The following is a 12,526-nucleotide window of genomic DNA, read 5'->3' as shown; positions in this document are numbered from 1 at the left end:
CGGATGGACGGCTGCCAGGGCCGTCAGACGGCCTCCGCCGCTTCGGGGAGCCGGGAGGCGAGGTGATCGGTCAGCCGGACCACGTCGGCGACGTCGCCGTACTCACGGGCCGCGGTGTCGACGGTCTTGCGCAGGCGGGTGTTCACCCGTTCGGACCGTACTTTTCGCGCCACGTCGAGGGCCTGGTCGACGAGAACGGTCGCCTGCTCGGGCTCGCGCTGGAGGAGGTGGACCGTGGCCATGCCGATGAGGTTCAGGGCGTACGAGCGCTGGTGCTCGGGGTCCTTGGCGAACAGCTCGACGGCGCGTTCCATGACGGGCTCGGCGAGGGAGGCGTAGGTCGGGCTTCGGCCGGCCACGTAGGCCAGGTCCCGGAAGGAGTGGGAGTTCTCGCCGTTGAGCTCGGCCTCGGAGAAGAAGCGGATCCAGTCGGGCTCGGGCTCGCCGCCGAGGCCGACGTCGCCGAAGGTGTCCTCGGCCATCCGCACGGCGCGCTTGCAGCGGCTGGGCTGGCCCATGTTGGCGTACGCGCGGGCCTCCATCGCATACAGCATGGCCTGGGTGCGGGGCCCGGCGCAGTCGCGGCTTCCGTACTGGGCGAGGTGGATGAGTTCCAGGGCGTCCTCGGGGCGCCCAAGGTGGATCATCTGGCGGCCCATGTTGGAGAGGATGTAGGAACCGAGCGGCTTGTCGCCGCCCTCCTTGGCGGCGTGCAGCGCGAGGACGAAGTACTTCTGCGCGGTGGGGTGCAGTCCGATGTCGTAGCTCATCCAGCCGGCCAGTTCGGCGAGCTCGGCGGCGACCTTGAACAGGCGCTTCATGACGGGCGCCGGGTGGCTCTCCTGGAGCAGGTCGGTGACTTCGTGGAGCTGTCCGACGACCGCTTTGCGCCGCAGTCCGCCGCCGCACTGGGCGTCCCACTGGCGGAACATGACGGTGGTGGCTTCGAGCAGGTCGAGTTCCGGATCGGAGAGCCCGGCCGGCCGGTAGCTCGCGGTGGGCGCCGTCGGCCCGCCCTCGGCGCGCGGTCCGGGGTCGGCGGCCGGGACCGGGACGAGCCAGCGCTGCATGGGCTCGATGAGGGCGGGGCCGGCGGAGAGGGCGAGCGAGGTCCCCAGGAAGCCGCGGCGGGCCAGCATCAGGTCGCTGCGGGAGAACTCGCTGAGCAGCTCGACCGTCTGCGGTCCGGCCCAGGGCAGGTCGACCCCGGAGACGGAGGGGGTCTGGTGCGCGGTGCGCAGGCCGAGCTGTTCGATGGCGACGACGGAGCCGAAGCGTTCGGAGAACAGCTCGGACAGGATGCGCGGGACGGGTTCGCGGGGCTGTTCCCCGTCGAGCCAGCGGCGCACCCGCGAGGTGTCGGTGCTGATGTGGTGGGCGCCCATCTGGCGGGCCCGGCGGTTGACCTGGCGGGCGAGTTCGCCCTTGGACCAGCCGCTGCGCACGAACCAGGAGGTCAGCTGTTCGTTGCGGACGGTCTCTGCGGACGCCTCCGAAGTCGCGGGCGACTGCCCGTTCGTTCCGCTTGCGTCGTTGCCGCTCACTGGAACGCCCCCATCCGTTAAGCCTCTTCCGCACAAACCCTGACCGGAACGGCGCCCACCGCCAGGGACTTCACAAGTCCTTCACGCATTGCCTCCGGCATACGCACGGATGGGCTCGCCACGGGGGTTCGTGCACCGAAAGTAATCCTACGATCACCCCTCGGGCGAGACCGGCCGTGGAAACGCCACCATTCGCCACCCCTTCGAATGAACTCGCCACCGGCCAGGCGCGATTCACTTGACAGGAAGGCGAAACGGAATGGTTGGACGGGAGTGCGGCCGGGGCGCGCGCGGCGAGGAGTGCGCCGGGCAGCCCCGCCGGAAGCCGCACTCCGCCCCACCGGACAGCAGGTCTCGCCGGCGTCGTAACCACCGGCGCGTCCGACCCGTTGGAGGGGGCATGGGCATGGGCTTCACGATCGGCGGCAGCCGCAGCACCAAGGAGTTCCGTTCCGGCTCGCGGCGGCGCGGACGGTCCTCGGAGAGCACGGCGGTGGCCGAGTACACCGGGCTGTGGGGCTGGGACGCGGTCCCGGGCGCCCGCGCCGCGGCACCCGGCCGCGACTGCTCCTGCGGTCATACGAATTGCCGCACGCCGGGGGCGCACCCGCTGGACTTCGCGCCCACCGTGCCCGCGGGAGCGACCCTGGACGAGGTCGCCGAGATCTGGGACGGGTACCCGGGCGCCGCGATCCTGCTCCCCGTCGGCCGCGTCTTCGACGTCATCGAGGTGTCCGAGGAAGCCGGCCGGCGCGCGCTGGTCCGGCTGGAGCGGATGGGCCTGCCGCTCGGGCCGGTCACGGTGACCCCGGACGGCCGGGCGCAGTTCTTCGTTGCTCCGGGCGCGGCGGCCGGGCTGCCGCAGCTGCTGTACCGGATGGGCTGGGACGACGCCGATCTTGACCTGCGCGCCCTGGGCAGCGGCGCCTTCCTGACCGCCCCGCCCTCCGACCACGCGGGCCTCGGCCCGGCCGGCTGGCTGCGCCCGCCCGCGCTCGACTGCGTGGGCGGGCCGCCGCAGGCCCGGCTGCTGCTGGGGACGCTGGCGTACATCTGCCACCGCTTCCGCCGCTGAACCCCCCGCGTACGCCAGTGCCCCCGCGTCCGGTCCGGATGCGGGGGCACTGGCGCGCGTACGGCGGCGCGGGAGCGGGCCTCAGTCGCCGATCAGGGCGTCGACGAACGCCTCCGGCTCGAAGGGGGCCAGGTCGTCCGGGCCCTCGCCGAGGCCGATGAGCTTGACCGGGACGCCCAGCTCGCGCTGGACGGCGACGACGATGCCGCCCTTGGCCGTGCCGTCGAGCTTGGTCAGCACGATGCCGGTGATGTCCACGACCTCGGCGAAGACGCGCGCCTGGGTCAGGCCGTTCTGCCCGGTCGTCGCGTCCAGGACCAGCAGCACCTCGTCCAGCGGACCGTGCTTCTCCACGACGCGCTTGACCTTGCCGAGCTCGTCCATCAACCCGGTCTTGGTGTGCAGCCGGCCGGCGGTGTCGATGAGCACGACGTCCGCGCCTTCGGCGATGCCCTCCTTGACCGCGTCGTAGGCGATCGACGCGGGGTCGCCGCCCTCGGGGCCGCGGATGGTGCGCGCGCCGACCCGGTCGCCCCAGGTCTGCAGCTGGTCGGCGGCGGCCGCGCGGAAGGTGTCGGCCGCGCCGAGCACGACGCTGCGGCCGTCGGCGACCAGGACCCGGGCCAGCTTGCCGGTCGTCGTGGTCTTGCCGGTGCCGTTGACGCCGACGACCATCACGACACCGGGGGTGTCGACACCGCTCTCGGTCTTCACCGCGCGGTCGAAGTCCGTGCCGACCAGGGTCAGCAGCTCCTCCTTCAGCAGGGTGCGCAGCTCGGCGGGGGTACGGGTACCGAGCACCCGGACCCGCTCACGGAGCCGGTCGACCAGCTCCTGGGTCGGTACGACACCGACGTCGGCGATGAGGAGGGTCTCCTCGATCTCCTCCCAGGTGTCCTCGTCGAGGTGCTCGCGGGAGAGCAGCGTGAGCAGGCCCTTGCCGAGCGAGTTCTGCGAACGGGCGAGCCGTGCGCGCAGCCGGACCAGGCGGCCGGCGGTGGGCTCTGGCACCTCGATCTCGGGGGCGGGCGCCAGCCCGACCACGGGGTCCTCGACGGCGACCGGCGACTCGACGGCGGTCTGCGCGTCGGGGAGCTCGACCTCCTCGATCGTGCGGCGCGGCTCTTCCGCCGTCGGTGCGGCGTCCTCCCCCACCTGCGGTTCGGCGGGCGGGGCAGTGATGGTCGGCGTGCTCGACGGCGCCGTGGGCGGCAGCTGCTTCTTCTTGCGGCTGCTGACCACGAGCCCGCTGATCGCGCCGACCGCGACCAGGGCGATGACTACAGCGAGAATGAGGATTTCCATAACCCACCCAGTATGGCGTGAGGTCTTCCGGGTCCCGCGTGCCGGAGCTGTGCCCGGGGCGCGAATCCTCAATTTGTGCTTTTCCGGGCGAAAATACGATGATGTACGACTCCCCTCACATCCCCCGGAGTAGTGCATGCCTGCCGAGCCCGCAGAGTCCGCGGTCGAGACCCGTGGTCTGGAGCCCGTTCCCGACAGCGAGCGCGGCGGCCGCGTCCGCGAACTCGTCCCCACCTGGGTCGCCGCCAACATCAGCGTGCTGCTGCTGACCATGGGCGCGGGGCTGGTGATCTCTAACAAGCTGAACATCTGGCAGGTGCTCGTCGTCGCTCTCGCCGCACCCGTCGTCTCGTACGGCATGGTCGGGCTGATCTCGATCGCGGGCAAGCGCGGCGGCGCCCCCGGCATGGCGCTCTCACGGGCCGTGTTCGGGCAGCGCGGCAACCTCTTCCCCGGCGCGCTGATCTGGGTGGCCCGCTGGGGTTGGGAGACCATCAACGCGGTGAGCGGCGCCTACGCCGTCCTGACGGTCCTCGACCTCCTCTTCGGCGTGCGGGCCAACACCCCGCTGATCGTCGTCACGCTGCTGTTCTTCGTCAGCTGCACGTTCGTGGTCTCGGGGCTCGGCATCAACGCGCTACGGGTCTGCTCCAAGTGGTCGACGTACCTCTTCGGCGCGTTCAGCGTGCTGGTGCTCGGCTACCTGGTCCTCACGACCGACTGGGCCGCCGTCTTCGACAAGCCGGCCGGCTCCACGGCCATGATGATCGCGGGCATCGGCACGATCGCGGCCGGCGGCATCAGCTGGGTACCGTCCGGCCCGGACTTCACCCGCTACCTGCCGCGCACCGCCTCCGCCAGGGGCATGGTCGGCGCGACGATCGGCGGCGCGGGGATCGTCGTCCTGCCCATGGTGCTGATGGGCGCGGTGATGGCGGTCGGCACCCCCGACCTGGCCACCGCCGCGGACCCGGTCTCCTTCATCGGCGAGCTGCTGCCGGTCTGGCTGGCGGTCCCGTACCTGCTGATCGCCCTCGTCGGCATGCTGCTGATCAACTCGATGTCCATGTACTCGGCCGGCTTCACCGCGCAGACCCTGGGCATCAAGGTGCCGCGCGCCTGGGCCGTCAGCGTCAACGCCGTCATCAGCCTGGTGTTCGGCTTCCTGCTGATGGTGGTCGCGAAGAGCTTCTTCGGCTCGTTCATCTCCTTCCTGACGCTGCTGGCCGTGGCCTTCTCGGCCTGGATCGGCGTCTTCGGCGTGGACATGCTGCGGCGCACGTCCTACGACGGCCCCGCGCTGCTGGACACGACGCCGGGCAGCGTCTACTGGTACCGCGGCGGTTTCGCCTGGCAGGCCATGACGGCCTGGGGCGCGGCGCTGGTGGTGGGCCTGCTGTTCACGAAGGTGGACTGGTTCGCCGGACCGCTGTCCGGGAGCTGGATCGGGCAGAACGGGCTGGGCTGGGCGATCGGCGTCCTCACCTCCGGCGCGCTGTACGCCGCACTGCCGCGCACCGCGCCGGTCGACGGCGCGGCCGGGGCGCAGGAGCCGGCGCTCGCCGGATCCCTGTCCAACTGACGCTACGTCAGCTAACGTCCCCCTTCGCCCGCCCAACCACCCGGCGAAGGGGGACTGCGCCATGCCCATCACCGTGGCCCGGTTCAATCTGGTCGACCCGAACGGCACCCCCGACAGCCTGCGCGACCGCTACCGGGCCGCGCTGGAAATGGCCCATTACGCGGACGACCGCGGGGTCGACACCATCCAGACGGAGGAGCACCACGGCACCGGCAACAACTGGCTGCCCTCACCCTTCGCCTTCGCGGGCGCCGTGTTCGGGGCCACGCGCCGGATCGCGGTCACCGTCTCGGCGATCATCGGACCGCTCTACGACCCGCTGAAGGCGGCGGAGGACATCGCCGTCCTCGACCTGCTGAGCGGCGGCCGGCTGGTGACCGTCGCGGGCATCGGCTACCGGCCGCAGGAGTACGAGCAGCAGGGGGTGGAGTGGGGCCGGCGCGGCAAGCTCCAGGACGAACTGCTGGAGACCCTGCTCAAGGCGTGGACCGGCGAGCCCTTCGTCTTCCGCGGCCGCACGGTACGGGTCACCCCGCGGCCGTTCACCCGGCCGCACCCGCTGCTGCTGGTCGGCGGCAGCTCCGAGGCGGCGGCCCGGCGCGCGGCCCGGCTGGGGCTGCCGTTCTTCCCCAGCGCGCACCTCCCGGAGCTGGAGGCGTACTACCGGGGGAAGCTGGCGGAGTACGGCACGGAGGGCTTCTGCATGATGCCCGCCGCCGAGACCCCGCTGCTGCACATCGCGCAGGACCCGGACCGGGTCTGGGCCGAGCACGGCGAGTGCTTCCTGCACGAGGCGGGGACGTACGCGTCCTGGCAGTCCAAGGAGATCCGCAGCGCGGTGCGCTCGGCCGCACGGTCGGTGGCGGAGCTGCGGGCGGAGGGCGTGTACCGGGTGCTGACCCCGGAGCAGGCGGTGGCGTACGCCCGCGGCGCGGGCGGGGCGGGGAACCTGGTGCTGCACCCGCTGTGCGGCGGAATGCCCGTCGACGAGGGGTGGCGCAGCCTGCAACTGCTGTGCGAACAGGTACTGCCCCGGCTCAAGGACTGAGCCGGGGCAGTGCCTGTCGTAAGAGGAGAGGGGGTGGTGGCGGGGATGGTTACCCCATCTCCTCCAACGCCTTGCCCTTGGTCTCCGGCACCCACTTGAGGATGAACGGGATCGAGAGCGCGGCGAAGACCGCGTAGATGACGTACGCGCCCGACAGGCTCCAGTCGGCCAGCGACGGGAACGTGACGGTGATGACCCAGTTGGCGATCCACTGGGCGGCGGCGGCGACGCCGAGCGCGGCGGCGCGGATGCGGTTGGGGAACATCTCGCCGAGCAGCACCCAGACCACCACGCCCCAGGACAGGGCGAAGAAGAGGACGAAGGAGTGCGCGGCGACCAGCGCGACCGTGCCCTGGGTGTCGGGCATGGAGATGTTGTCGCCGGTGCCCTCCTTGTACGAGAACGCCCACGCGGCGAAGCCGAGGGAGATCGCCATGCCGACGGAGCCGATGAGGGCGAGCGGCTTGCGGCCGAGCCGGTCCACGAAGATCATCGCGATCACCGTGCCGATGATGTTGATGATCGAGGTGGTGAAGGAGTACAGGAACGAGCTGGTCGGGTCGATGCCGACGGACTGCCACAGCGCGGAGCTGTAGTAGAAGATCACGTTGATGCCGACGAGCTGCTGGAAGACGGAGAGGCCGATGCCGATCCAGACGATGGGCAGGAAGGCGAAGCGGCTGCCCAGCAGGTCCCGGAAGGTGGACTTGTGCTCGGAACGCATCGCGTGCTCGATCTCGGCGGCCCGCGCGTCGAGGTCGACGCCGGAACCCTCGACCTCGCCCAGCACCTTCTTGGCCTCGTCGGTACGGCCGATCGAGATCAGGAAGCGCGGGGACTCGGGGATGACGAAGGACATCAGCCCGTAGAGGACGGCGGGGACGACCATGACTCCGAGCATCCACTGCCAGGCTTCGAGGCCGCCGATCTCACCGCGCTGATCGCCGTCGGCGAGGTTCAGGATGCCCCAGTTGACCAGCTGCGAGACGGCGATGCCGGTGACGATGGCCGCCTGCTGGAACGAGGCGAGCCGGCCGCGGTAGGCGGGCGGCGAGACCTCGGCGATGTAGGCCGGGCCGATGACCGAGGCCATGCCGATGCCGAAGCCGCCGATGACGCGCCACATGGCGAGGTCCCAGAGGGCGAACGGCAGGGCGGAGCCGATGGCGCTCACGGTGAACAGGGCGGCGGCGATCTGCATGCAGCGGATACGGCCGATCCGGTCGGCGATCCGGCCGGCGGTGGCCGCGCCGATCGCGCAGCCGATCAGGGCTGCCGCGATCACTTGCGCAAGGGTCCCGGGGCCGACGTCGAAGCGGTCCCGGATCGCGACGACGGCGCCGTTGATGACCGAGCTGTCGTATCCGAAGAGGAAACCGCCCATGGCCGCGGCCGCGGTGATGAAGATGACGTGCCCGAGGTGGTCGGGGTGGGGCGCGCGTCCGCCGCCCGAGGCCGACGCCTGCTCTGTGCTGCTGGTCAAGGTCTGCTCCTGCGTGCCCGGCTGCGGTGGCGGGTGGGTGTGGTGCCTTCCAGTGGCGCACAGGTGAGGGACCGGCACCACCCGAAAGGAAAAGGCAGCGGAGCAGAGCCTATGTGTTCAGTTTGTGAAGTCAACACTTCGGCAGAGTTCCGTAACGAAGAACTGAGCTTCACTTCTTTAATGAACAGCGTTCGGGTGCGACGGCCCCCTCAGCGCAGCCGCTGACTGATGACCTTCGACACGCCGTCGCCCTGCATCGAGACGCCGTAGAGGGCGTCCGCGATCTCCATCGTCCGCTTCTGGTGCGTGATGACGATCAGCTGCGAGCTCTCCTGGAGCTCCGCCATGATGCGGATGAGCCGCTGCAGGTTGGTGTCGTCAAGGGCAGCCTCCACTTCGTCCATCACGTAGAACGGGCTGGGCCGGGCCTTGAAGATGGAGACCAGCAGGGCCACGGCCGTCAGCGACCGCTCCCCACCGGACAGGAGGGAGAGCCGCTTGACCTTCTTGCCCGGCGGCCGGGCCTCCACATCCACCCCGGTGGACAGCATGTCGTCCGGATCGGTGAGGACCAGCCTGCCCTCGCCGCCGGGGAACAAACGCGCGAACACGCCCTCGAACTCCCGTGCCGTGTCCCGGTACGCCTCGGTGAAGACCTGCTCCACCCGCTGGTCGACCTCCTTCACGACTTGAAGGAGATCGGCCCGCGTCTTGCGCAGGTCCTCCAGCTGTTCGCTGAGGAACTTGTGGCGCTCCTCCAAAGCCGCGAACTCCTCCAGCGCGAGCGGATTGACCTTGCCGAGCTGCTGGTACGCCCGTTCGGCCGCCTTGAGGCGCTTCTCCTGCCGGGCCCGGTCGAAGGGGCCGGGACGGTTGCGCGGGTGCTCCGGGTCCGCCGGGAGTTCCTCCCCCTCGGCGGGCGGGGACGGCGGCACCGGCTGGTCCGGTCCGTACTCGGCCACCAGCCCGGCCGCCTCCACCCCGAACTCCTCCAGGGCGCGGCCCTCGACCTGCTCGATCCGCAGCCGCTTCTCGGCGCCGAGCACCTCGCCCCGGTGCACGGAGTCGGTGAGCTTGTCCAGCTCCCCCTTGAGGTCCCGCCCCCGGGCGCGGGCGTCGGCCAGCTCCCGTTCCCGCAAGCCCTTGGCCCGCTCGGCGAGGGACCGCTCCAGCTCGGCCCGGCCGATCGACACCTCCAGGTGGGCGAGGAGCTGCCGGGCGCCGTCGGCCACCGCCCGGCCGACCTCCGCCTCGTGGCGCAGCCGCTCGCGGCGGCGCTCCGCCCGGACGCGGGCCTCGCGCTCGGCGCGGGCCGCCCGGTCGAGCGAGTCGGCGCGGCCGGCCAGGCCCTTGACCCGCTCCTCGTGCGTCCTGAGCTGGAGCCGGGCCTCCATCTCGGTCTGCCGGGCATTGGCGCCGTCGGCGGCGAGCCGGTCCCGGGCTGAGGTGTCGGGCTCTTCCGCTACGGGCATCTCCTCGGCGATCGCGAGCCGCTCGGCGCACTCCTCGACCTCCAGCCGGGCCTCGTCCAGCGCGGCCTGGGCCCGGGCCGCGGCGGCGGCGCTGCGCTCGGCCTCGCCCGCGGCCCCCTTGGCCTGCCCGGCAAGCCGGCCGAGCTGCTGGGCGAACTGGGCCCGGGCCTGTTCCCCGGCCCGGCGGCGCTCGCCCAGTTCTTCCACGAGGGCCGCCGCGGCCCGGCGGCCGTCCTGGGCAGCGGCCTGGGCGGCGCCGAGTTCCGCGCACTCCGCCTCCAGACGGGTGAGCTCGGCGTCGGCCTCGTCGACGGCGGCCCGCACTTCGAGGAGGCTGGGCACGCCGGCGGAGCCGCCGTGGGCGATGTGGGTGCCGAGCACGTCGCCGTCGCGGGTCACGGCGACGAGGTCGGGGTGCTCGGCGACGACGGCCTCGGCCTGCGCCAGGGTCCCGACGACGACGTAGTCCCGCAGCACCCACCCCACGGCCCGCACGACCGCCGGGTCCCCCTCCACCAACGCGGCGGCTGGCACCGCCCGCTCCACGTCCACGGCAACCTGCCGTACGACGGCCGCGGCCTGCGGTGCGGACACCACCGCAGGGCCGCCGGTGCCGCCGTCCGGGGCATCCTGCGGCGCGGAGCCCCCGCCGAGGCGGGCGTCCCCCCGGCCGGCTCCGCTGCGGAACCCGTCGGCTGCGCCGTCGGCGGTGACACCGGTTCGCGGCGCGGACCGCGCCGAGGCGGCGGCCTGCGGGCCGACCGCGCCATGCGCCGATTGCAGCGGGGCCCCGCCGAAGGCTGTGGCCTGCGGGCCGGAGGCGCACGGGGGGCCGGCCGGCAGCGTGGGCTGCGCCAGGTCCCCGCCGCAGGCCTCCGGCCGGGCGGCGGGCCCGCCCTGGACGTCGGCCGACGGCACGGGCAGCGTCCCGGCGGCCGTGGCCTGCGGGCCGGGTGCGTACGGGGCAACGCCGACTGCGCCATGAGCGGCCGCCCCACCCTGGGCCGGGGCCCCGCCGGGGGCGGCGGCCCGCGTACCGGCCCCCTCTGGGGTGTCGCACTGCGCCGGGATTCCGCCGGGGGTGACGCCCCGGGGACCGGTCCCGTCCGGGGTGCCCCGCTGCTGAGCGGGCTGGGGCAGGGCCCCGCCGGGGGCGTCGGCCTGCGGGCCGGTCCCGTGCTGGGTGTCGCGCTCGGGCAGGGCAGCGCCGGGGGTGTTGGCCTGGTTGGGGAAGGGGGGCGCGGGGTCCGGAGGGGTGATCAGCAGGGTCGCGCGGCCCGCATCCGCCTCGCGGAGGTGGCGGAGCGCCTCGGCCGCCTCTCCCGGCGACGCGACCGCCACCGCGTCGGCCGCCGCGCCCAGCGCCGCCGCCACCGCGACCTCGTATCCCGCCGCCACCCGGACCCGCTCGGCCGCGGGCCCCAGCAGCCCGCCCGGCCGGTCCCGGGCGTCCGCCGCCAGCAGCGCCCCGGTGCCGTCCTTGCGCCGCAGGCCCAGCGCCAGCGCATCGCGCCGCGCCGACACCGCCGCCCGCGACCGCTCCGCCGCGGTCAGCGCCTCGCGCGCACCTGCCAGCGCCGCCTCCGCCTGCTCCAGCCGGGCCCGCGCCGCCTCGTACTCCCCCTGCGCCGACGGTTCGTCGAGGCCGCCGACCTCCTCCGCCAGCGCCTCGTACTCCGCCTGCGCGGCCTCGGCCCGGGCCCCCGCCTCGTCCCGCGCCGCGATCAGCCGGTCGATCTCCGCCTGCGCCGCGCCCGCCCTGGACCGCGCGGCGCCGAGCCGCCCGGTCAGCCGGGCCAGCCCCTCGCGCCGGTCGGCGATGGCCCGCGCCGCGTCACGGAGCCGGCGTTCCTCCTCGGCCAGCGCCCGCTCCAGCTCCGCCCGGTGCTCGACGGTGTCCTCCAACGCCCGCGACGCCGCCTCCAGAGCGGCCGTCAGCTCCGCCTCCTGCTCGCGGATCCGCTCGGCCTCCCGTTCCAGTTCCTCGGGGTCGCGGCCACGCCGCTCCTCCTCCGCCGGGGCCGAGGCCGACTTGACCCGCGCCTCGGCGAGGGACGCCGTTCCCCGGACCCGCTCGGCGAGCTGCGACAGCTCGTACCAGGTCTGCTGCGCCCGGTGCAGGCGCGGCGCGAGGTCCCGTACCGCTTCCTCCAGCTCGGCCTCGCGCCGCAGGGCGCCCGCGAGTTCGCGCTCCGCCGACTCCTTGCGCTCCTTGAGGGCCGCCTCGTCAGCGATCTCCGCTTCCAGCGCGCCCCGCAGCGTGACCAGGTCGTCGGCGAGCAGCCGCAGCCGCGCGTCGCGCAGGTCCGCCTGGATCACCGCCGCCCGGCGGGCCACCGCCGCCTGCCGTCCGAGCGGCTTCAACTGGCGCCGCAGCTCGTCTCCCAGGTCCTGCACGCGGGCGAGGTTGGCCTGCATCGCGTCCAGCTTCCGCAGCGCCTTTTCCTTGCGCTTGCGGTGCTTGAGCACACCGGCCGCCTCCTCGATGAAGGCGCGGCGGCCCATCGGGTCGGCGTGCAGGACGGAGTCCAGCTGGCCCTGACCGACGATGACGTGCATCTCCCGGCCGATGCCGGAGTCGGAGAGCAGCTCCTGGATGTCGAGCAGCCGGCAGGTGTCCCCGTTGATCTGGTACTCGCTGCTGCCGCCGCGGAACATGATCCGGGTGAGGGTGACCTCTGCGTACTCGATGGGCAGGGCGCCGTCGGAGTTGTCGATCGTCAGGGACACCTCGGCGCGGCCGAGCGGGGGGCGGCCCGTCGTGCCCGCGAAGATGACGTCCTCCATCTTCCCGCCGCGCAGGGACTTCGCCCCCTGCTCCCCCATGACCCAGGACAGCGCGTCCACCACGTTCGACTTGCCCGACCCGTTCGGCCCCACGACGCAGGTGATCCCGGGTTCGAACCGCAGGGTGGTGGCGGAAGCGAAGGACTTGAAGCCACGCAGGGTCAGGGACTTGAGGTGCACGCCGCCGGACTCTACCTTTCACGTTCGGTTTCGCCCTTGAAGGTCCCGGG

7 protein-coding genes are annotated in these 12,526 nt (G+C 72.9%); 3 read left to right on the top strand and 4 right to left on the bottom strand.

Translation table 11 applies throughout. From position 1 onward, the window contains the following. Positions 1 to 23: 23 nt before the first annotated feature. Positions 24 to 1,544 carry a transcriptional repressor NsdA gene (nsdA, locus tag ACWGH1_RS07050; RefSeq protein ID WP_453356167.1) on the bottom strand — a complete coding sequence of 507 codons (1,521 nt, stop codon included), beginning with the start codon at positions 1,542 to 1,544 and terminating at the stop codon, positions 24 to 26. Between the two features lie 406 nt (positions 1,545 to 1,950). On the opposite strand from nsdA, the gene ACWGH1_RS07045 reads away from it, so the two are divergent. Beyond that, on the top strand, positions 1,951 to 2,619 hold the full coding sequence (locus ACWGH1_RS07045) for a bifunctional DNA primase/polymerase (RefSeq protein ID WP_453356166.1): 669 nt from the start codon (positions 1,951 to 1,953) through the stop codon (positions 2,617 to 2,619). Between the two features lie 81 nt (positions 2,620 to 2,700). On the opposite strand, the gene ftsY is transcribed toward ACWGH1_RS07045, so the two are convergent. Beyond that, positions 2,701 to 3,924 (bottom strand): signal recognition particle-docking protein FtsY, encoded by a 1,224-nt coding sequence (ftsY, locus tag ACWGH1_RS07040; RefSeq protein WP_453356050.1) that lies wholly within the window; start codon positions 3,922 to 3,924, stop codon positions 2,701 to 2,703. Positions 3,925 to 4,060: 136 nt separating this feature from the next. Between ftsY and ACWGH1_RS07035 the strand changes: the two genes are divergently transcribed. Together ACWGH1_RS07035 and ACWGH1_RS07030 are read left to right on the top strand one after the other, a co-directional pair. Then, complete coding sequence (locus ACWGH1_RS07035; protein WP_453356051.1) at positions 4,061 to 5,506, top strand: cytosine permease; 1,446 nt, start codon at positions 4,061 to 4,063, stop codon at positions 5,504 to 5,506. A 61-nt stretch (positions 5,507 to 5,567) separates the two neighbouring features. Continuing rightward, positions 5,568 to 6,554 carry an LLM class flavin-dependent oxidoreductase gene (locus ACWGH1_RS07030; RefSeq protein WP_453356052.1) on the top strand — a complete coding sequence of 329 codons (987 nt, stop codon included), beginning with the start codon at positions 5,568 to 5,570 and terminating at the stop codon, positions 6,552 to 6,554. Positions 6,555 to 6,603: 49 nt separating this feature from the next. Here the strand turns inward: ACWGH1_RS07030 and ACWGH1_RS07025 are convergent, their stop codons facing one another. Beyond that, positions 6,604 to 8,037, bottom strand: coding sequence for a sugar porter family MFS transporter (locus tag ACWGH1_RS07025; protein WP_453408494.1), 1,434 nt, complete (start codon positions 8,035 to 8,037; stop codon positions 6,604 to 6,606). Positions 8,038 to 8,246: 209 nt separating this feature from the next. After that, entirely contained in the window at positions 8,247 to 12,476 is a 4,230-nt protein-coding gene (locus tag ACWGH1_RS07020; RefSeq protein WP_453408493.1) for an AAA family ATPase, read from the bottom strand. Positions 12,477 to 12,526 lie beyond the last annotated feature (50 nt).

This window comes from Streptomyces sp. NPDC054883 (assembly GCF_053610645.1).
This window is presented reverse-complemented; position numbering and strand designations above follow the sequence as displayed.